At 71.7% G+C, this 21,222-nt stretch carries 16 protein-coding genes; 13 read left to right on the top strand and 3 right to left on the bottom strand.

The annotated features are described in order from the left end of the window. Positions 1 to 91 precede the first annotated feature (91 nt). The 3 genes from VO99_RS08025 to VO99_RS31815 all read left to right on the top strand — a co-directional run bounded on the left by VO99_RS08025 (position 92) and on the right by VO99_RS31815 (position 4,066). Positions 92 to 1,132 (top strand): histone deacetylase family protein, encoded by a 1,041-nt coding sequence (locus VO99_RS08025; protein WP_046112302.1) that lies wholly within the window; start codon positions 92 to 94, stop codon positions 1,130 to 1,132. Next, positions 1,129 to 2,379, top strand: coding sequence for a TIGR03862 family flavoprotein (locus VO99_RS08020; protein WP_083440441.1), 1,251 nt, complete (start codon positions 1,129 to 1,131; stop codon positions 2,377 to 2,379). The genes VO99_RS08025 and VO99_RS08020 overlap by 4 nt, the downstream gene beginning before the upstream one ends. Positions 2,380 to 2,491: 112 nt before the next feature. Further along, positions 2,492 to 4,066, top strand: coding sequence for a methyl-accepting chemotaxis protein (locus tag VO99_RS31815; protein ID WP_046112301.1), 1,575 nt, complete (start codon positions 2,492 to 2,494; stop codon positions 4,064 to 4,066). On the opposite strand, the gene VO99_RS08010 is transcribed toward VO99_RS31815, so the two are convergent. Next, entirely contained in the window at positions 4,050 to 6,746 is a 2,697-nt protein-coding gene (locus tag VO99_RS08010) for a bifunctional acetate--CoA ligase family protein/GNAT family N-acetyltransferase (RefSeq protein WP_046112300.1), read from the bottom strand. The two genes, VO99_RS31815 and VO99_RS08010, sit on opposite strands and share 17 nt — an antisense overlap. 20 nt (positions 6,747 to 6,766) lie before the next feature. Beyond that, positions 6,767 to 7,693, bottom strand: a complete 927-nt coding sequence (locus tag VO99_RS08005) for a histone deacetylase family protein (protein WP_046112299.1) — start codon at positions 7,691 to 7,693, stop codon at positions 6,767 to 6,769. A gap of 203 nt (positions 7,694 to 7,896) precedes the next feature. Here VO99_RS08005 and VO99_RS30160 point away from each other — a divergent pair, with 203 nt between their 5' ends. The 5 genes from VO99_RS30160 to VO99_RS07985 all read left to right on the top strand — a co-directional run bounded on the left by VO99_RS30160 (position 7,897) and on the right by VO99_RS07985 (position 12,984). Then, positions 7,897 to 8,046 carry a hypothetical protein gene (locus VO99_RS30160; RefSeq protein ID WP_157039490.1) on the top strand — a complete coding sequence of 50 codons (150 nt, stop codon included), beginning with the start codon at positions 7,897 to 7,899 and terminating at the stop codon, positions 8,044 to 8,046. Between the two features lie 77 nt (positions 8,047 to 8,123). Beyond that, a complete protein-coding gene (locus tag VO99_RS08000) occupies positions 8,124 to 10,457 on the top strand; it encodes a Tex family protein (protein WP_046112298.1) in 2,334 nt (777 codons plus the stop codon). Further along, on the top strand, positions 10,454 to 11,545 hold the full coding sequence (locus VO99_RS07995) for a glycosyltransferase family 4 protein (RefSeq protein WP_046112297.1): 1,092 nt from the start codon (positions 10,454 to 10,456) through the stop codon (positions 11,543 to 11,545). Before VO99_RS08000 ends, VO99_RS07995 begins: the two co-directional genes overlap by 4 nt. 28 nt (positions 11,546 to 11,573) lie before the next feature. Then, complete coding sequence (locus VO99_RS07990; protein WP_046112296.1) at positions 11,574 to 12,338, top strand: polysaccharide deacetylase family protein; 765 nt, start codon at positions 11,574 to 11,576, stop codon at positions 12,336 to 12,338. A gap of 70 nt (positions 12,339 to 12,408) precedes the next feature. Next, positions 12,409 to 12,984: a superoxide dismutase family protein gene (locus VO99_RS07985; RefSeq protein WP_232315300.1), complete on the top strand. Its 576-nt coding sequence runs from the start codon at positions 12,409 to 12,411 to the stop codon at positions 12,982 to 12,984. 71 nt (positions 12,985 to 13,055) lie between these two features. Here the strand turns inward: VO99_RS07985 and mdoH are convergent, their stop codons facing one another. After that, positions 13,056 to 15,278, bottom strand: coding sequence for a glucans biosynthesis glucosyltransferase MdoH (gene mdoH / locus VO99_RS07980; RefSeq protein WP_083440439.1), 2,223 nt, complete (start codon positions 15,276 to 15,278; stop codon positions 13,056 to 13,058). A gap of 500 nt (positions 15,279 to 15,778) precedes the next feature. On the opposite strand from mdoH, the gene VO99_RS07975 reads away from it, so the two are divergent. From VO99_RS07975 to VO99_RS07955, 5 genes are all read left to right on the top strand, one after another. Further along, positions 15,779 to 16,858, top strand: a complete 1,080-nt coding sequence (locus tag VO99_RS07975) for a patatin-like phospholipase family protein (protein ID WP_046112295.1) — start codon at positions 15,779 to 15,781, stop codon at positions 16,856 to 16,858. Between the two features lie 159 nt (positions 16,859 to 17,017). Further along, positions 17,018 to 18,541, top strand: coding sequence for a DUF4331 domain-containing protein (locus tag VO99_RS07970; RefSeq protein WP_052736198.1), 1,524 nt, complete (start codon positions 17,018 to 17,020; stop codon positions 18,539 to 18,541). A 13-nt stretch (positions 18,542 to 18,554) separates the two neighbouring features. Next, positions 18,555 to 18,839, top strand: coding sequence for a hypothetical protein (locus tag VO99_RS07965; protein WP_046112293.1), 285 nt, complete (start codon positions 18,555 to 18,557; stop codon positions 18,837 to 18,839). Positions 18,840 to 18,842: 3 nt separating this feature from the next. Beyond that, positions 18,843 to 19,979 carry a tetratricopeptide repeat protein gene (locus tag VO99_RS07960; protein WP_046112292.1) on the top strand — a complete coding sequence of 379 codons (1,137 nt, stop codon included), beginning with the start codon at positions 18,843 to 18,845 and terminating at the stop codon, positions 19,977 to 19,979. Beyond that, positions 19,966 to 21,075 carry a HupE/UreJ family protein gene (locus VO99_RS07955; protein ID WP_046112412.1) on the top strand — a complete coding sequence of 370 codons (1,110 nt, stop codon included), beginning with the start codon at positions 19,966 to 19,968 and terminating at the stop codon, positions 21,073 to 21,075. The genes VO99_RS07960 and VO99_RS07955 overlap by 14 nt, the downstream gene beginning before the upstream one ends. Positions 21,076 to 21,222 lie beyond the last annotated feature (147 nt).

Raw genomic sequence — 21,222 nt, 5'->3', positions numbered from 1 at the left:
CCGGGGGGGCGCTCAAGTCCTTGGGGCGGCCCGGCGGACTTGAATCGGCCCCCAGTTCGCTGCGCCCCGGGGCGGCTGCAACAATGCCGCCATGCTCATCGTCCACAACACCCTGCACCGGCAGCATGCCGGCCGCCACGAGATGTTCCGCGGCCGGCTGGTGCCCTGCCATGAGTCGCCCGACCGGTTGGACCATCTGCTGGCGGAGCTGCACAAGCGCCCGGTCGGCACGATCACCGAACCCGGCCCGCTGGACGAAGCGCTGCTGGCGCGCATCCACAGCCCGCGCTACCTGCAGTTCCTGGCTGGCGCCTGGGATGAATGGGTGGCGCTGGACCCGGCCAACGCCGAGCTGGACGCGCTGCCTTCCGTGTGGCCGGTGCGGGGCTTCCGCGCCGATGTGCTGCCCGCCAACTTCGCGGCACGCATGGGGCTGTTTTCGTTCGATGCCGGCACGCCGCTCACCGCCGGCAGCTGGACCGCGGCGCGCCAGGGCGCAGCCTGTGCCGTGGCCGCCGCGCAGGCGGTGGCCTCGGGCAGCACGCGCAGCGCCTTCGCACTGACCCGCCCGCCCGGGCACCACGCGGGCGCCGACTTCTTCGGCGGCTACTGCTTCCTCAACAACGCGGCGCTGGCCGCGCAGGCACTGCGGGACGGCGGCTTCGAGCGGGTGGCGGTGCTGGACGTGGACTACCACCACGGCAACGGCACGCAGAGCATCTTCTACGCGCGCGGCGATGTGCTCACCGTGTCCCTCCACGGCGACCCGTCTACCGAGTACCCGTTCTACCTGGGCTACGCCGACGAGCGTGGCGAAGGCGAGGGCGCCGGCTGCAACCTGAACCTGCCGCTGCCACGCGGCACCGGCTTCGCCGATTGGCGCGCCGCACTCGGCCGCGGGCTGGACGAAGTCAAGCGCTTCGGCGCGCAGGCCCTGGTGGTGCCGCTGGGCGTGGACACCTTCGAGGGCGACCCGATCTCCGCCTTCACGCTGCGCAGTGCCGACTACTTCGACATCGGCCGCGACCTGGCTTCGGCCGGGCTGCCCACCGTCTTCACTTTCGAAGGCGGGTATGCGGTGGCCGAGGTGGGCATCAATGCCGTCAACGTGCTGGAAGGGTTTGGGTCGTGAACGCCGATACCGTGGTCATCGGCGGCGGCCCCGCCGGCCTGATGGCGGCCGAGGCCCTGGCCGCCGCCGGCCGCCAGGTGGACCTCTATGACGCCATGCCATCGGTCGGCCGCAAGTTCCTGCTGGCCGGCAAGGGCGGCTTGAACCTCACGCACAGCGAGCCCATCGAGCCCTTCACCGAGCGCTACGGCCCGCGGGCCGCCGAGGTGGCGCCGTGGCTGGCCGACTTCAGTCCGCAGGCCATGCGCGACTGGGCCGCGGGCCTGGGCATCGAGACCTTCGTCGGCAGCTCGGGCCGTGTGTTTCCGGTGGACATGAAGGCCGCGCCGCTGCTGCGCGCCTGGCTGCACCGGCTGCGCATGGCCGGCGTGCGCTTCCACCAGCGCCACCGCTGGCTGGGCTGGACCGACGATGGCAGCGCGCTGCGGCTGCAGGGCCCGGCGGGTGAGCTCACGGTGCAGCCGCAGGCCACGGTGCTGGCGCTGGGCGGCGCAAGCTGGCCGCAGCTGGGCTCCGACGGCCGCTGGGTGCCGCTGCTGCAGGCCCAGGGGGTGGACGTGGTAGCGCTGCAGCCGGCCAACTGCGGCTTCGAGATCGCGCGGCCCGACGGCGAGCGTGGCTGGAGCGAGCACCTGCGCAGCCGCTTCGCCGGCGCGCCGATCAAGCCGGCCGCGTTGCGCTTCACCGCGCACGATGGGCGCCGCTTCGAGCGGGCCGGTGAGTTCGTGCTGAGCGACTACGGCGTGGAAGGCAGCCTGGTGTATGCGGTGTCGGCGCTGCTGCGGGACACCGTGGCGGCGCAGGGCAGCGCCCTGCTGCACATCGACCTGTTGCCCACCTTCGATGCCGAGCGTGTGCTGGCCGAGGTGAAGCGACCGCGCGGCACCCGCAGCCTGGCCACGCACCTGAAGAGCCGGCTGGGCCTCGCCGGCGCCAAGGTGTCGCTGCTGCATGAACTCCTGCCACGGGCGCAGCTCGACGACGCGGCCGCGCTGGCCACCGCGCTCAAGGCCCTGCCGCTGACCGTGGTGGCGCCGCGTCCGGTGGCCGAGGCGATCAGCACCGCCGGCGGGGTGGCGCTGCAGGCGCTGGACGAGCGGCTGATGCTGCAGGCCCGCCCAGGCATCTTCATCGCCGGCGAGATGCTGGACTGGGAAGCACCCACCGGCGGCTACCTGCTGCAGGCCACGATGGCCAGCGGCTTGCGCGCAGGCCGCGGCGCTGCCGCCTGGCGCCGGGCCGGCTGACGCATCCCCCAGAGGTAGGAAAACGCCGTGCGCGGCCGCGCGGCGGCTTGAAACGGCCGGCCTGCGGTCGAAGTCCTTCCCACGTCGGATGCTCCGCCGCGGGGAACCTCACATGCACACACCTGCCGCATTCCTGTCGCTGGGCCGTCGCCTGGCGCTGGCCTTCGGGCTGCTGGTCCTGATCAACGGTGCGCTGGGCGCGATGGCGCTCTACCAGATGTCCCGGCTGGACGGGGCGGTGCAGGTCATCGTCGGCCGATGGGTGCCCAAGGGCCAGCTGCTGCTGGAGATCCGGACGCTCACCTCCGACCTGCGGCGGGTGGAACTGGGCCATGTCATCAGCCCCGACGCCGCGTACATGGACACGCTGGAGGACTACCGCGTGCGCATGCGCGCGGCCATGGCCAAGGCGGCCGAGCGCTATGAGCCGATGATCGACAGCCCGCAGGAGCGCGCCGAATGGACCCGCTTCCAGCAGGCTTGGCAGGTCTACAGCGCCGAGCAGGACAAGGTGATGAGCCTGTCGCGCAGCGGCCAGAAGGAGCCGGCCCGGCTGCTGCTGGCGGGTGCCGGCTACGAGGCCATCGGCACGGCGCAGAAGGCGCTGGTGGCGCTGGTGGACCAGGTGGGCCGCGGCGCCAGCGAAGCTTCGGGCGCCGCCGAGCGCGACCATGCGGTGGGCCGCTGGGCCATGCTGGCATTGCTGGGGGTGGCGGCAGTGGCGGGGCTGGCGGTGTCGGTGCTCACCACGCGCTGCATCACCCGGCAGGTGGGCGGCGAGCCGCATGACGTGGTGCAGGCGGCCGAGCGCATCGCCCGCGGCGACCTGGCCCATCCGCTGCCCGTGCGCCGGGGCGACGAGCGCAGCATCGTCGCGTCCATGGCCCGCATGAGCGCCAGCCTGGCCACGCTGGTGGGCCAGGTGCGCCAGAGCGTCGACAGCATCGCCACCGGCTCGGCCGAGATCGCCAGCGGCAATGCCGACCTGAGCCAGCGCAACGAGGTGCAGGCCGGCAGCGTGCAGCAGACGGCCAGCGCCATGAACGAGCTGAGCAGCACCGTGCAGCTCAATGCGCAGACGGCCGAGCAGGCGCGCATGCTGGCCGCGGCCACCTCGCAGGCGGCGCAGGAGGGCGGCGCCACCATGTCGCAGGTGGTGCGCACCATGCAGCAGATCGCCGGTTCGTCCAAGAAGATCGGCGAGATCATCGGCACCATCGACGGCATCGCCTTCCAGACCAACATCCTGGCCCTGAATGCGGCGGTGGAGGCGGCCCGGGCCGGCGAGCAGGGCCGTGGCTTCGCGGTGGTGGCCAGCGAGGTGCGGCAGCTGGCGCAGCGCTCGTCGGAGGCGGCGCGCGAGATCAAGTCGCTGATCCAGGCCAGCGGCGAGCGGGTGGACGCCGGCAACCGCCAGGTGGAGGATGCCGGCCAGGCGATGGCCGGCATCGTGGACAAGGTGCAGCAGGTGTCGATGCTGATCAACGACATCTCCGCCGCCACCGCGGCCCAGGCCGCCGGGGTGGCCCATGTGCATGGCGCGGTGGCCGGTTTCGACCACAGCACGCAGCAGAACTCGGCCCTGGTGGAGCAGAGCGCGGCCGCCGCCGACAGCCTGCGCCGCCAGGCCGAGACGCTGTCGCGCCTGGTGGCCGGCTTCCAGCTGGCCGCTACAGCGCGTGCGTGACGAGCTTGAAGTCCGGGTCCTCCGCGAACGGTTTCACCTCGAAGCCCAGCCCGCGCATCAGCTTGAGCATGCCCGGGTTGTTGGTCAGCACCAGGCCCTCGATCTCCGACAGGCCCTTCTCGCGGGCCACGTCCATGATGCATTCCATCAGCCGTGAGCCGATGCCCTTGCCCGCATAGGCATCGGCCACCACCAGCGAGAACTCGCAGCTCGACTGGTCCGGGTTGGTCACGTAGCGCGACACGCCGATGATGCGTTCGGTCTCGACGATGGTGCCGTCGGTGGCGGCCTCGCGCTGCTTGTGCACCGCCACCAGCGCCATCTCGCGGTCGTAGTCGATCAGCGTGAAGCGCGCCAGCATCGGCGGCGGCAGCTGCGTCATCGAGCTGACGAAGCGGAAGTAGCGGCTCTCGGGCGACAGGCTCTGCACCAGGTCCTGCAGCATCTGCGCGTCGTTGGGGTGGATGGGCCGCACCGTGTATTCGCCGCCCCCGCGCATCGGCCACACCTGCTCGTAGCGCGCCGGGTAAGGCAGGATGGCCAGGTGGTTGTAGGGGCTGGGCCCGCTGCCCATGCCCACGCCCTGCGACGCGCTGTCGACGATGATGCGGGCGTCCACCGCCACCGCGCCCGACTCGTCCACGATGATCGGGTTGATGTCCATCTGGCGCAGCTGCGGCAGCTCGCACACCATCTCCGACACCCTCAGCAGCACACGCTCCAGCGCGTCCATGTCCACCGGGCTGGCGCCGCGCCATTCCACCAGCGTCTCGGCCACGCGGGAGCGTTCGATCAGCCGGCGGGCCAGGAACTTGTTCAGCGGCGGCAGTTCCATCGCGCGGTCGCGGATCAGCTCGATCATCGTGCCGCCGGCGCCGAACATGATCACCGGGCCGAAGGGCTCGTCGCTCACCAGGCCGATGCAGATCTCGCGGCCGCGCTGGGCCCGCGCCATCTTCTGCACCGTCACGCCATTGAGCCGCGCGCCGGGCTGCAGCCGCTTCACCCGCTCCACCATGTCGTTGTAGGTGTCGCGCACGCCCGCGCCGTTGAGGATGTTCAGCGCCACGCCCTGCACGTCGCTCTTATGCAGGATGTCGGGCGAGTCGATCTTCAGCGCCACCGGAAAGCCCAGCTGCGTGGCGATCATCATCGCCTCGTTGGCGTTGCGCGCCAGGATGGTGTTGGTCACCGGGATGTGGAAGGCCGACAGCAGCGTCTTCGACTCCATCTCGGTGAGCACCTTGCGGCGCTCGGCCAGCACGCTCTCGATCACCAGCCGCGCGCCTTCAATGTCGGGCTTGGCCAGCGTGGACAGCGGCGGCGGCGTCTGCTGCAGCAGCAGCTGGTTCTGATAGAACGAGGCGATGTTGCCGAAGGCGCCCACCGCGGCCTCGGGCGTGCGGAAGTTGGGAATGGCCGCCTCGTTCAACTGCTGGCGCGCATTGCCCACCGAGGCATCGCCCATCCAGCAGGCCAGCAGCGGCTTGCTGAGGCTGCGCTTGACGTCCACCAGCGCCGCGGCCACGTCGCCCGAATCACCGCCGGCCTTGGTGGAATAGATGGCCAGCACGCCGTCGATGCCGCGGTCGCGCGAGGCGGCCTCGATGGCCGCGCGGTAGTGCGCGGCGGTGGCTTCTTCCGACAGGTCGATCAGGTCGGCCAGCGAAGCCTGCTCCGGCAGCAGCGGCTTCAGTGCCGTGGCAGATTCCACCGACAGCTTGCCCATCTGCAGGAAGATCTCGTTGACCCAGTCGGCCGCCAGCACACCCGGCCCGCCGCCGTTGGTCACGATGGCCAGCCGCCTGCCCACCGGCCGGTAGCGCGAGGCCAGGCACTTGGCCGCCGAGAACAGCTCGACGAAGGAGCGCACGCGCACCGCGCCGGCGCGGCGCAGCGCCGCATCGAACACGTCGTCGGCACCGACGATGGTGCCGCTGTGCGTGTGCGCGGCCTCGTTGCCCGCGGGCCGGCGGCCGGCCTTCAGCACCACCACCGGCTTGGCGTTGGCCGCCGAGCGCAGCGCGCTCATGAAGCGGCGCGCATTGGAGATGCCTTCCAGGTACACGATGATGCTGTGGGTGTGCTGGTCGTTGGCCAGGAAGTCCAGCACCTGCGCGATGTCCACCGCGGTGTTCGGCCCCAGCGAGACCACCGACGAGAAGCCCACCGCGTTGTTGCGCGCCCAGTCCAGCATGGAAGAGGTGAGCGCGCCCGACTGCGACACCAGTGCCAGCGAGCCGGTGCGCGCCAGCGGCCCCAGGGCGCTGGCATTGAGCTGCAGCCGCGGCCGCTGCAGGCCCAGGCCGTTCGGCCCCAGCAGGTGCACGCCTTCGCGGCGGGCGATGCGCTTGAGCTCCGCCGCCAGCGCGCCGTCGATGCCGGCCGAGATGATCAGCGCCGAGCGGCAGTGGATGCGGCCGGCCACCTCCAGCGCCGCGGCCACGTCCTGCCGGGGCAGGGCGATGATGGCCAGGTCGGCGCGTGTCTGTGCCAGGTCGGCCAGCGTGCCGCTGGTGTGGATGTCCAGGAAGGCGAGGGTGCCGCTGAAGCGCTGGGCCCGCAGCGCCTCGTGCAACGTGCGGGCCTGCGGCGTCAGGCTTTCGGGCGCATCGGCATCGCCGGCCAGCACCACGATGGATTCGGGGGAGAACAGGGGCGAGAGGTAATGCTTGTCCATGGGGTGCCGGTGGGGCCGGATCAGTCTGCGCCAATCAGCACTTTGACATGCGCCGCCGCGCTGCGGGCCAGCGGGCTCAGCACATAGCCGCCTTCCAGGCAGGAAACGATGCGCCCGCCGCAGTGGCGCTGGGCCACCGCCAGCAGCTGCCGCGTGACCCATTCGTAGTCGGCTTCCACCAGGCCGAGGTTGCCCATGTCGTCCTCCCGGTGGGCGTCGAAGCCGGCGGAGACGTAGATGAGCTGCGGCTGGAAGGCCTCCAGCGCCGGCAGCCAGCGGTCCGCCACCGCGGCGCGGAAGGCCTCGCTGCCCGAGCGGCTGGGCAGGCCCACGTTCACCATGTTCGGGCCGGCGGCCTTGTCGCCGCTGAAGGGATAGAGGCCGCGCTCGAAGATGGAGCACATCAGCACCCGTTCGTCGCCGCGGAAGATGTCCTCGCTGCCGTTGCCGTGGTGCACGTCGAAGTCGATCAGCGCCACCCGCTGCAGGCCGTGCACGTCCAGCGCATGGCGGATGCCCACCGCCACATTATTGAAGAAGCAGAAGCCCATCGCCGCCGCACGCTCCGCATGGTGGCCGGGCGGCCGCACGCAGCAGAAGGCGGCAGGGGCCTGGCCGCCCAGCACCAGGTCGGTGGCCTGCACCGCCGCACCCGCGGCCCGCAGCGCGGCCTGCACGGTGTGGGGGCACATGGCGGTGTCGGGGTCCACCTGGCGATGGCCTTCGGCGGGACCGCTGGCCAGCAGCTCCTGCACGTACATGGCCGAATGGGCGCGGGCCAGCTGCTGCGGCGTGGCCAGCGGGGCGTCGTAGGGGCACATGTAGTCCAGCAGGCCCTTGATGAGCAGGTGGTCCTGGATGGCGGCCAGGCGCTCCGGGCATTCAGGGTGCTGCGGGCCCATCTCGTGGCGGGCGCAATCGGCGTGGGTGATGAAGGCGGCTAACACGGCGTTGTCTCCTCGACCGGCCCCCGGCGCTGCGGTCGGGTGGATGGGGCCAGTCTAGGAGCCGATGCCCGCCACTTTCCTGACATGGCACAAAGCACCGCTTTTCAGCGGATTGCGCAGGCGGCGGGCAACCAACACTGCAGACAGCCCGGCAAATGCCGAAGGCAAGGGGGCAGCCCGACGCTGCATCAAGGAGAAAGCGCATGTCCTGGTCGTCACTGGTGTCCTCCGATGCGCCCGCCGAGCGCCACCCTCTGGCCACCTGCGGTGGCGGCAACCGCTTGGAGCGCCACTTCGCGGTGGCCATGGCGCTGACCACGATGCTGGTCGGCGCGGCTTTCGCACTGTTCTAGGCGGCCGGTCCGGGCCCGGTCCGCCGGGCCGGCGGTGGCACACTTCGGGCCCTTTCCCGTGGTTTCCCGTGCCTGCCTTGGACAAGATCCTGTTGCAAATCGCCGCCGAACTGCAGGTTCGGCCGGCCCAAGTCAAAGCCGCCGTCGACCTGCTGGACGGCGGTGCCACCGTCCCCTTCATCGCCCGCTACCGCAAGGAAGCCACCGACGGCCTGGACGACACCCAGCTGCGTGACCTGGAAGCCCGCCTGGGCTACCTGCGCGAGCTGGAGGAACGCCGCGCCGCGGTGCTCAAGAGCATCGACGAGCAAGGCAAGCTCACGCCCGAGCTGCGCGCCGCCATCGAGGCCGCGCCCACCAAGCAGGAACTGGAAGACCTGTACCTGCCCTTCAAGCCCAAGCGGCGCACCAAGGGCATGATCGCCCGCGAGGCCGGCATCGAGCCGCTGGCCGACAAGCTGTTCGCCGATCCGTCGCTGGACCCGATGGCCGAGGCCGCCGCCTTCATCAATGCGGAAGGCGGCTTCGCCGATGCGTTTGCGGTGCTGGACGGCGTGCGCGACATCCTCTCCGAGCGCTGGGCCGAGGACGCCGCGCTGGTGGGCCCGCTGCGCGAATGGCTGTGGTCCGAGGGCCTGTTCACCAGCAAGCTGATGGACGGCAAGGACGAGCAGAACGCCGACGTCGCCAAGTTCCGCGACTACTTCGACTATGCCGAGCCGATCCGCACCGTGCCCTCCCACCGCGCGCTGGCGGTGTTCCGCGGCCGCACGCTGGAGCTGCTGGAAGCCAAGCTGAAGCTGGATGAAGTGCCGGTGCCCGGCCAGCCCAGCATCGCCGAAGGCCGCATCGCCCGCCACCTGGGCTGGAGCCATGCCAGGCGCCCGGCCGACGACCTGATCCGCAAGGCCATCGGCTGGACCTGGAAGGTCAAGCTCAGCCTGAGCATCGAGCGCGACCTGTTCACCCGCCTGCGCGAGAACGCCGAGGCCACCGCCATCAAGGTGTTTGCCGAGAACCTGCGCGACCTGCTGCTGGCCGCACCCGCCGGCAAGCGGGTGGTGATGGGGCTGGACCCCGGCATCCGCACCGGCGTGAAGGTGGCGGTGGTCAGCGAGACCGGCAAGGTGCTGGACACCTCCACCGTCTACCCGCACGAGCCGCGGCGCGACTGGGAGGGCTCGCTGCACACGCTGGGCCGGCTGGTGGCGCAGCATGGCGTGAACCTGATCGCCATCGGCAACGGCACCGCCAGCCGCGAGACCGACAAGCTGGCCGCCGACCTGATCAAGCGCGTGGAATCGCTGGCGCCCGACGTCAAGATCACCAAGGTGGTGGTGAGCGAGGCGGGCGCCTCGGTGTATTCGGCCAGCGAGTTCGCGAGCAAGGAACTGCCCGATCTGGACGTGAGCCTGCGCGGCGCGGTGAGCATCGCCCGCCGGCTGCAGGACCCGCTGGCCGAGCTGGTGAAGATCGACCCCAAGAGCATCGGCGTGGGCCAGTACCAGCACGACGTGAACCAGAGCGAGCTGGCCCGCACGCTGGACGCGGTGGTGGAAGACTGTGTGAACTCGGTGGGCGTGGACCTCAACACCGCCTCGGCGCCGCTGCTGGCGCAGGTGTCGGGGCTGTCGAATGCGGTGGCGCAGAGCATCGTGCGCTGGCGCGATGCGCACGGCGCCTTCCGCAACCGGCAGCAGCTGCTCGATGTGTCCGGCCTGGGTGCCAAGACCTTCGAGCAGGCGGCAGGCTTCTTGCGCATCCGCGACGGCGACAACCCGCTGGACCAGTCGGGCGTGCACCCCGAGACCTATCCGGTGGTGGAGAAGATCATCCGCAGCACCGGCCGGCCGATCGCCGAGCTGGTGGGCAATGCCGACGTGATCCGCAAGCTCAAGCCCGAGGCGCTGGCCGACGAACGCTTCGGCGCCATCACCGTCAAGGACATCCTGGCCGAGCTGGAAAAGCCCGGCCGCGACCCGCGCCCGGACTTCAAGGTGGCCCGCTTCAATGAAGGCGTGGAGGACATCAAGGACCTGCAGCCCGGCATGCAGCTGGAAGGCACGGTCAGCAACGTGGCGCAGTTCGGTGCCTTCGTCGACCTGGGCGTGCACCAGGACGGCCTGGTGCACGTGAGCCAGCTCAGCAACAAGTTCGTCAACGATGCGCGCGAGGTGGTCAAGACCGGCGACATCGTCAAGGTGAAGGTGCTGGAGGTGGACCTGGCGCGCGGCCGCATCTCGCTGACGATGAAGCTGGAGACCGCCGTGCCGGCCAAGGGCGCCGATGCCGGCGGCTACCGCCCGCCCACGCGCGACCAGCGCGCACCACGTGGCCGCGGCGCGCCCGAGCCGGCAGCGGCCGGCGGCGCGATGGCAGCGGCCTTTGCCAAGCTGCAAGGCCGCAAGTGACGGCCAGCGGGCAGGCGCCCCGGCGCGTGGTGATGGTGGCGCACAGCCACATCCTCGGCGGCATGGAGCGCCGCGTCGTCTCCACCTCGGCCGCGCTGGCCGAACGCGGCCACCAGGTGGCCTTCGCCGGTCCGCTGGACGGCTGGATGGGCGAGCGCATGCGGGCCGACGGCCACACCTGCCTGCATGTGCCGATGCACGGCATGTACGACCCGCTGTCGGCCTGGAAGCTGGCGCGCTTCGCCCGCCGCTGGCGGGCCGACGTGCTGCACGGCCAGGCGCAGCGCGGCGGGCGTTATGCCGACTGGGCCTCGCGCTGGAGCGGCGTGGCCGCGGTGGCCAGCGCCAATTCGATGATCTCGTGGCGCTGGTTCCCTCCCGAGATGAAGCTGCTGGCCGTCTCCAATGCGGTGCGCGACCACCTGATGCAGCACGGCCTGCCGGCGGCGCAGGTGTCGGTGGTGTATTCCGCGGTGCCCGACATCGGCATGCAGCCCGCGCGGCAGGCGGGGCCCACGCCCGAACAGCCGCTGCAGCTGCTGATGAACTCGCGCCTGGTGGACGTGAAGGCGCACGACGTGGCGCTGGACGCACTGGCGCTGCTGCCGGCCACGCTGCCGGTGCACCTGGCCATCACCGGCGCCACCGACACGCCCTGGGCCGCGCAGATCCGCGCGCAGGCCGAGCGCCTGGGCCTGGCCGGGCGCGTCAGCTTCCTGGGCCAGAGCCAGGACATCCCCGAGCTGCTGGCCGCCTGCGACGTGGTGCTGGCGCCCTCGCGCCACGAGGCGCTGTCGCTCACGCTGATGGAAACCTGCGCCGCCGGCCGGCCGGCCATCGCCACCGCGGTGGGCGGCAATGCGGAGATCATTGCCGAGGGGGCGAGTGGGTTGCTCGTGCCGTCGGAGAATGCACAGGCGCTGGCGGACGCGATCGTCCGCCTGGGCAGCGACAGCGCGCTGCGGGTGGCGATGGGCCGGACGGCCCGCGACATCTACGAGCGGCGCTTCACTGCCGACATCATGGTGCGCAACACGGTGGCGGCCTACGACGAGGCGCGCGCCGCGCGGCGCGGCCGGGCGGCCTGAGCCGCCATCCACCCGAGGAAGCAGCCCGATGCCCGGCATTTCGATCTTCATGTACCACCAGGTCGGCAAGTTCCCGCCGATGAAGGCGCACCGCGCCGGCTACTGTGACGTCGACAAGTTCCGCGCGCAGATGAGGGCGCTGAAGTGGGCGGGCGTGAAGGTGCTGTCGATGACCGACGCACTGGCCGCGCTGCAGGGCCGCGCGCCCATGCCCGAGCGGGCCGCGGTGCTCACCTTCGACGACGGCTGCGAGAACTTCTACGAGCATGCGGTGCCGGTGCTGCAGGACTTCGGCTATCCGGCCGTGTCGTACGCGGTGGCAGGCGAGGCGGGCGGTGGCGCCAGCTGGCTGGCCGGCCACGGCCGCGGCACGCCGCCGTTGATGAGCTACGCCCGCCTGCGCGAGATCGCCGGCCTGGGCATCGAGGTGGGCAGCCATGCCTTCCGCCACATCCGCCTGGCCGAGCAGCCGGTGGAGGTGCAGCGGGCCGAGATGCTGGACAGCCGCCAGCGGCTGCAGCAGGAGCTGGGCCGCGAGGTGCCGCATGTGTGCTACCCCTACGGCTCCCACACGGTGGACACGCTGAAGGCCGCGGCCGAGGCCGGCTACAGCAGCGGCGTGACCTGCCAGCGCGGCGCCGCCACCGCCCAGTTCGATCCGCTGGCCCTGCCGCGCAAGGCCATTTCCTATGGCGACAACACCCTGGGCTTTCTCTGGAAGCTCTACCTGAAGGACACGCCCAAGGGCGAGGCCCTGGCCCGCCCGGGCCATACGGCGATGGCGCCGGCCTGACGACAGCCGGCGGTCCCCGGCGCAGGCCCGGCCTTTGCCGGCTGCTTCATCCAACACACAGGAGAAGCCGATGACCCCGATGTCTCGATCCACCGCCTTCCACGCCCTGGCCGCCAGCGCCGCCGCGGCCCTGCTGGCCGGCTGCGCCGGCGGTGGCATGCATGGCCACCATGGCATGGCCGGCACCCAGGGCAGCCCGGTGGCCGTGGCCCAACTGGCGCCCACGCAGGGCAGCACCACCACCGGCACGGTGCAGTTCTTCCGCGAAGGCGAGCATGTCATGGCGGTGGCCCGTGTCAGCGGCCTGAAGCCCGGCGCCGAGCACGGCTTCCATGTGCATGAGAAGGGCGACTGCAGCGCCAGCGACGCGATGAGCGCCGGCGGTCACTTCAACCCGGAGGGCCATCCGCATGGCGCGCGTGGCAGCGGCGGCGCCCACCATGCCGGCGACATGCCCAACCTGAAGGCCGATGCGGCCGGCGAGGCCGAACTGCGGGTGCACCTGCCCGGCCTGGGCATCGGCAGCGGCGCCGCCGACATCCTGGGCAAGGCGGTCATCGTGCATGCCAATGCCGACGACTACCGTTCGCAGCCCACCGGCAATGCCGGCGCCCGCCTGGCCTGCGGCGTGATCGCGGCCCGCTGACCGGCACGGCTCCAAGAAAGACGGCGCCCCGCGGGGCGCCGTCTTCGTTCCAGCCGCGGCTGGAGGGCCGATCAGCTGTCGGCCACCGATTCGTCGGTGACCACCGCCGGCGGCAGCACGGCCGCGGGGCTGGTCATCTTGCTGCGCACATCCACCCGCACGGCGGCAGTGCGCACCGGGCGCTTGGCGGGCACGCGCTCGGCATAGCGGGTGTCCATCTCGGCCACCACACGCGGCGGTTCCGGGCTGGTGGCCAGCGGTTGCGGCGCCAGCACGGCCGTGGCCATCACTGCCGGCACGAAGGCCAGCGCCACCTTGGTCGGCCAGCGGCCGATCGCACGGGCCGGGGCCAGCGTCACGCCTGCCGTGGCCGCGGGCGAGGGCAGGGCCGGGCGGCGGCTGGCACGGCCGGCGCTGGCCGGCGCCATCAGGCCCAGGCGAACCTGCACCGCATGTTCCACCGGGGTCAGCAGCGTGCGCGGCAGGCGGCCGTCGGCGGCTTCCTGTTCACGGCTGCCGTACACCACCAGCGGCGTGGCCAGCAGCAGCGGCACCAGCATCCAGCTCACGTTGGCATCCACCAGCATCGCGGCGCCGAACAGGGCCAGCGCCGGCAGCAGCATCGGCGCCAGGCGGGTGAAGGCGTCCTTCCAGCCCAGGCTCTCGGCGTCACGCGGGGGCGACTTCCACTGCAGCTTCAGGCCGGTCAGGCCACCGATCACGAACATGGTGTGCGCCAGCATGCGCACCGGCGCCTGCAGGGCGGACAGGAACAGCTCCACCACCGAACTGCGCAGCAGCTGCGCCGTGCCGCCGAACAGGGCCTGCTCCTTGCGCAGCAGCACGCCCACCACGCCCAGCAGGCGAGGCAGCAGCAGCAGGGTCAGCGTCAGCGCCCACAGCGCGGCGGCCTCGCCACCGGCGGCGGCCAGCAGGCCGGGCATGCTCGCATCCACCTCGGGCTGGGTGGCGGCACGCCACACCCCGGCCGCCACGAAGGCCAGCCACACCGGCGCGGTGATGTACGACAGCGCACCGGTGAAGAACATGGCACGGTGCACCGGCTGCCAGCCCGGTTCGGCGATCAGGCGGAAGTTCTGCAGGTTGCCCTGGCACCAGCGGCGGTCGCGGCCCAGCTCGTCCAGCAGGTTGGTCGGCTGCTGCTCGAAGCTGCCTTCCAGGTTGGGTGCCAGCCACACCTCGTAGCCGGCACGGCGCATCAGCGCGGCTTCCACGAAGTCGTGCGACAGGATCTCGCCCGACAGGCCGCCACGGCCTTCCAGCGGCGCCAATGCGCAATGCTTCATGAAGGGCTCGATGCGCAGGATCGCGTTGTGGCCCCAGTAGTGCGATTCACCCAGCTGCCAGTAGGCCAGGCCCAGCGCGAAGAGCCGGCCGGTGACGGCCGAGGCGAACTGCTGGGTGCGGGCGTGCAGCGTGCTGTGGCCCTGGGTGCGCGGCAGCGTCTGCAGGATGCCGGTCTTCGGGTGCGCTTCCATCATGCGCACCATCTGCACCAGCGTCTCGCCGGTCATGGTGGAGTCGGCGTCCAGCACCACCATGTAGCGGTAGTTGTTGCCCCAGCGGCGGCAGAAGTCGGCCACGTTGCCGGCCTTGCGCTTGGTGCGGCGCTTGCGCCAGCGGTAGAAGATGCGGCCTTCGCCGGCCAGCGGCTCGCCGTCGTCGCCCAGGGTGCGGCGCAGTTGCTTCCAGGCTTCCACCTCGGCGGCCTGGATGGCGGGGTCGGAGCTGTCGCTCAGCACGTAGACGTCGAACAGCTTCAGCGCGCCGGTGGCCGCCAGCGATTCGCAGGTCTTGCGCAGGCCGGTGAACACCGTGTCGATGTCCTCGTTGCAGATCGGCATGATCAACGCGGTGCGGGCCGTGGGGTCCAGCGGCATGCGCTCGTCGGGCAGCGTCAGCGCATGCTTGTCGCCGAACAGCGCCACCTTGAACCCCATCATCGCGGTGATGAAGCCGGCCGACAGCCAGCCGAACAGCAGCGCGAACAGGCCCGTCTGCACGATCTCCACCGCGGTCATGTCGCCGTCGGTGGCGGGCAGCAGCCAGGTGGCCACGCCGCTGACCAGCAGCACCGTCCACAGGAAGATGGTGCGGCGGCGGTCGGCCGCAGCGCGCCAGGGGCTGCTGCGGTCCTTCGGGAATCTGGGCACCCCGGGCATCAGCGCCAGCGCCAGTCCACGGAGCACGCCAAACCAGGGGCGCGGCGGCATCGAGCCGCGGCGCAGCGGGGGCGCGGAAGCCGCGCGGTGCTGTGTATCGGAATCTGCCATGGTGGTGATGTGGTGGTTCAGTGTTGAGCGGGGTGCGCAGCGAGTCTGGGGGTTAGCCCAGGTCCCCGCTGTAGGAGCGCACCTTCAGAATGCGTGGGAGGCACAACGTTCCGTCGGCGGATGCGGACGGACAACGGTTGCAGCTTGTCTTGAATGTTGCGGGCGCGTTCATGGATGACAACGCGCCGCAGGGCCGGTGGGCCGCTGTGCCTGCTTGCCAACTTCGCGCACGCTGATGTTGTTGCCGCGCGACACTCCGGTCGCACGGCGCAGGCCAGCCAGCCTGCCGCAGACCGCGCCGCCCCGTTCGACGGGTGCACCTGCACCGCTCCCGCAAGGGGCGGCGCACGTCACCGTGCGAGGGGAAAGAGGCTGCGGCTGCATGAGTGACGCCACTGTGGACCGAAGTGCGAGTGCGTGGTGGTCGATAGCGTATCCAACAATGTCGCGGTGCAACAATCCTTGCGTACAACCGGTTGGCCGCCCGGCCGCCATACGGAATGACTGCGCTTCAGATCTGGGCGGGCCCGCGGGCCCGCCAACACCTGCAGGAACACGGCCTGCAGCCGGCCGACGTGCGGGTGATGCCAGCGGCTGCCGGCGGCCCCAAGGGCCTGGCGCTGAACCCGCTCGACCGTTACCTCTTCGGACATTGGTTGCCCGGCGGCGGCGCGCAGCCGGTGCACCTGCTGGGCGCGTCCATCGGCGCCTGGCGCATGGCATCGGCCTGCCTCGCGGACTCGGACGCCGCGCTGGCGCGCCTGGCGGAGGACTACATCACCCAGACCTACGAGCACCGGCCCGGCAAGCCGCCGCTGCCCGCGCACGTCAGCGAGGTGTTCGGCGCCAAGCTGGCGGAGCATTTCGCAGGACGTGAAGCCGAGGTGCTGCAGCACCCGCGCTACCGCCTGCATGTGTTCACCAGCCGCGGCCACCATCCGCTGCTGCGCCGCGAAGGCCGCTGGCGCACGCCGCTCGGCTACCTGGGCGCCTTCGCCAGCAATGCCGTCAGCCGCAGCGCGATGGGTGGCTGGCTGGAGCGCGTGGTGTTCCAGGATGCGCGCGATGCGCTGCCGGTGCCGCTGACCGACTTCCGCACCCATGCCGTGGCGCTGTCGCCCGTCAATCTGCGTCCCAGCGTGCTGGCCAGCTGCTCCATCCCCTTCTGGCTGCAGGCGGTGCGCGACATCCCCGGCGCCCCGCCCGGCGCCTACTGGGACGGCGGCATCACCGACTACCACCTGCACCTGGACTACGCCGCGATGGCCGAGGGCCTGGTGCTCTACCCGCACTTCCAGTCCAGCCTGGTGCCCGGCTGGCTGGACAAGGCCTGGCGCAGCCGCCATCGGGCCAGCCACCGGCTGGACAACGTGGTGGTGCTGGCGCCCGACCCGCACTGGGTGGCGCAGTCGCTGCCGGGCGGCAAGCTGCCCGACCGCACCGACTTCCAGCGCCTGGCGCACGACGTGCCCGCGCGGGTGCGGCTGTGGCGGCGGGCGCTGGCCGAGTCGCAGCGGCTGGCGGACGATTTCGCGGCGCTGGCCGCTCGACCCAGCATCGAGGCGCGGCCGCTGGTGTAGCCGGCCGCGGGCGGCGCCTGTTTCGCCGCGGTGTCCGAAACGTGAATCCGATGTCGGCAAGCCTGCGTACAGCCCAGCAGACGGCAGCGGCACAGCCCCTCGCCGTCCCGCCACCGGGCCCTTGCCGGCCCGGCTGTCTAGGAGATGCCGAGGATGACCATGACACCCCACACCGCCCCGCAGGTCCGCCTGCTCCCCCTCGTCGCCGCGCTTGCCAGCGGCCTGCTGCTCGCCACCGCCGCGCAGGCGTCCAGCCACCGGGAGGCGCCGTCCATCACCGGCACGCCGAAGGTGGATGCGACCGACTTCTACATGTTCTCCAGCTACGAGCCCAACCGCACCGGCTACGTGACGCTGATCGCCGACTACCTGCCGCTGCAGGATCCGTACGGCGGGCCCAACTACTTCTCGATGGACCCGAACGCGCTGTACGAGATCCACATCGACAACAACGGCGATGCGAAGGAGGACATCACCTTCGCCTTCCGCTTCCAGAACACGCTCAAGGGCACGGCGCTGCCCATCGGCGGCAAGAACGTGCCGATCCCGCTGATCCAGTCGGGCACGGTGAGCGATCCGCGCGCGGCCACGCTCAACCTCAACGAGAGCTTCACGCTCGAGGTGGTGCGCGGCGACCGCCGCGGCGGCACCCGGGCGGCCGTCACCCAGGCCAGCGGCGGCGCCACGCGCTTCGACAAGCCGGTGGACAACATCGGCGCCAAGACGATCGCCGACTACGCGGCCTATGCCGGCAAGCACATCTACACCGTCACCGTGCCGGGCTGCGCGCAGCCGGCGCGGGTGTTCGTCGGCCAGCGCAAGGACCCGTTCGCGGTGAACCTGGGCACGATCTTCGACCTGGTGAATGCGCCGGTGGGCGTCATCACCGACCCCGCCAACATCAATGCCGGCCGCGACGACCTGGCCAACAAGAACGTCACTTCGCTGGCCCTGGAGGTGCACCGCAGCTGCCTGACCGCCGGCGCGGAGCCGGTCATCGGCGGCTGGACCACCGCCAGCCTGCGTCAGGGCAGCCTGCTCGACCCGGCGCCGGCCAAGGGCCACGGCACCGCCGCCAAGTCCGGTGGCGCCTGGACGCAGGTGTCGCGCCTGGGCATGCCGCTGGTCAATGAGGTGGTGATCGGCCTGCCCGACAAGGACCGCTTCAACGCCAGCAAGCCGAAGGACGATGCGCAGTTCGCCGACTACGTGACCCATCCGACGCTGCCCGCGCTGCTGGAAGTGGTGCTGCCGGCCGCCGGTGCCGCGCCGAAGAACCTGCCGCGCACCGACCTGGTCACCACCTTCCTCACCGGCATCGCCGGCGTCAACCAGCCGGCCGGCGTGGTGCCTTCGGAGATGCTGCGGCTGAACACCAGCACCCCGCCCACGCCCGAGGCGCAGCAGAACCGGCTCGGCCTGGCCGGCGGCGATGCGGCGGGCTATCCCAACGGCCGCCGCCTGCGCGACGACGTGGTGGACATCTCGCTGGTGGCGGTGATGGGTGGTCTGTGCATGCTCAATGGCGATGCCAATGCGCTGAAGCTGGGCGCCGACTGCAAGCCGGCCAACGTGCCGCTGGGCGCCACGTCGCTCAGGCTGCACGACGCCGTCGACCAGGCCCGCGTGACGCTGCTGCCCAGCTTCCCCTATGCCGACACGCCGCTGCCCGGCAGCCGCTGAAAGGAGCCGCACCATGACCCGCAATGCAAAGCTTTGCACCGTGGCCGTGCTGGCCGCCTGCACGCTGGTGCTGGCGGGCTGCTTCGGCGGCTCCGACGGCGACGGTGACGATGGCGGTCCCGGCAATGCCGGCGGTCCGCTGGACGGCGTGCCCGCCAGCGCCAGCGCCGACAGCGCCGGCTTCGTCGCCTACCTGCGCTCGCTGGTGGCACTGCAGCCCGAGGACCGGGAGCCGGTGGGCATCGAGGCGGTGACGCCGCCCACGCCCGAAGGCACCGAGCCCGAGCCGCTGGGCTGAGCGATGAGGCGGCTGCGCTTCATCGCCGTCCGCGCCGCGCTGCCGGCGCTGCTGCTGGCCGCGGCCGGCACGGCAGCGGCCGCGCCGTGGCGGCCGGCCAGCGACGCCGAGCTGGTCGAGTCGCTGCCGGCACGCCGGGCGCCGGCCGGGCCGGCGTTGGCCGCCGACCCGACGCTGGCGGTGCATGAAGCGGGCGCCTTCATGGCCCAGGCCCATGCGGAAGGCGACCCGCGCTTCGCCGGGCGGGCGCTGGCCCTGCTGCAGCCCTGGGCGGCCGATGCCCAGGCACCGGCGCCGGTGGTGCTGGCGCTGGCCTCCGCCGAGCAGTCGATCCACCGCTTCGACAGCGCCCAGGCGCGGCTGCAGGCCCTGCTGGCGCGGGACGCCCGGCAGCCTCAGGCCTGGCTCACCCTGGCCACGCTGCACCGGCTGCGCGGCCGTTATGCGGACTCCGACGCCGCCTGCACCGCCTTGCAGCAGCAGGCCGTCGCCCGGCTGCATGCGCAGGCCTGCCTGGCCGAAAACCAGGCCCTGCGGGGCGACGCCACCGCGGCCCGCCAACAGCTGCTGGGCCTGCTGCCGCAGACCCGGGACGCCGGCACCCGCGGCTGGCTGCTCACCACGCTGGGCGAGCTGGAACAGCGCGCCGGCCGGCCGCAACCCGCCGAGCAGGCGCTGCGGGCCGCGCTGCAGGCCGATCCGCAGGACCGTTATGCGGCACTGGCCCTGGCCGACCTGCTGATCGACGCGGCCCGCCCGCAGGAGGCGCTCCGACTGCTGGACGGCCAGCCGCGCAGCAATCCGGTGCTGCTGCGCCGCGTGGCGGCCGGCGGCGGTCCTGCCGACGCAGCCGAGCTGCGCCAGCGCTACGAGCAGGCCGCGCAGCGCCCCGGCGGCCAGGACGGCCACCTGCGCGAGCTGGCCCTGTACGCCTGGTGGGTGCAGCGCGACCTGCCCGCCGCCGTGCGCCATGCGCAGGCCAACCTTGCCACCCAGCGCGAGCCTTTCGACCTGCTGCTGCTGGCCCGCGTGGCCACCGCCGCGCAGGATGCCGCGGCCCTGCAGCAGGCCCGCCAGACCACCCAAGCGATGGGACTCCATGACCAACGCCTGCAAGCCCTGCTGCATGCGCAGCCTTGAGCGCCTGCGCGCGCTGCCCGGCCTCCTGCTGCTGTGGCTGGCGCTGGCCGGCAGCGCACTGGCTCACCAATCCAGCGATGCCTACCTCGTGTTCCAGGCGTCGCCGCAGGGCGGTACCGAGCTGCGCTGGGACATTGCCCTGCGTGACCTGGATGCCGCCTTGCCCGCGCTGGACGCCGACGGCGACCGCCGGCTCACCTGGGGCGAGGTGCGCCAGGCCTGGCCGGCCATCACCGCCCATGTGCTGCCGCGGCTGCAGGTGGCGGGCTGCGATTGGCAGCCTGTCGCCGGCCCCCTGCTGGAACGCCGGGCCGACGGCGCCTATGCGGTGCTGCAGTTCACCGCGCCCTGCAGCGTGGCGGCCGAGGCGCCCATGAGCTACACGCTGCTGGCCGAGGTCGATCCCACCCACCGCGGCATCGCCAAGCTGGTGGCGGCCGATGGCCGTACCACGCCGCGCCTGCTGGACCCCACCGCGGCGCCGCACCAGGCCGCGCCGGCCTCCTTCCTGGCCGAGGGCGTGCACCACATCGTCACCGGGTACGACCACCTGCTGTTTCTGCTGTGCCTGATCCTGCCGGCCGTGCTGCGTCGCACGCCAGGCCAGGCGCCGGGCTGGGCGCCGGTGGCGCACTGGCGCGAGGCGGCGCTGCCGGTGGTGGGCGTGGTCACGCTGTTCACCCTGGCCCACTCCATCACGCTGGCGCTGGCCGCGCTCGGGCTGGTGAGCCTGCCCGGCTGGTTCGTGGAGCCGGCCATCGCCGTGACCATCGCCATCGCCGCCATCGACAACCTGAGGCCGCTGTTCGGCCGCCGGCGCGGGCTGGTCACCTTCGTCTTCGGCCTGGTGCATGGCTTCGGCTTCGCTGGCGTCCTGGGCGAGCTGGACCTGCCGGCGGCCGAGTTCGGCTGGGCGCTGCTGCGCTTCAACCTCGGGCTTGAGCTGGGCCAGCTGGCCATCGTGGCCGCGGTGGTGCCGCTGCTGTACCTGCTGCGCCGGGCGGCGCTGTATGTGCCCGCGGTGCTGCGTGGCGGCTCCGCGGCGGCCATCGGCGTGGCGGCCTGGTGGCTGGTCCAGCGCACGGCGCTGGCCTGATCTAGAATCCGGCCCTCATTCAAGCCCCCACAAGAGCGAGAAAGGCATGACGGTTATGACACCGCGAACTAGGAGCATGGCCCCCACAGGCTAGCCGCCGCGCTGTCACGTCCCTTTCTGCCTGCACCCGGGTGCACGCACACTGAA

This window comes from Aquincola tertiaricarbonis (assembly GCF_000969605.1).
Taxonomy (GTDB): Bacteria; Pseudomonadota; Gammaproteobacteria; order Burkholderiales; family Burkholderiaceae_C; genus Aquincola; species Aquincola tertiaricarbonis.
This window is presented reverse-complemented; position numbering and strand designations above follow the sequence as displayed.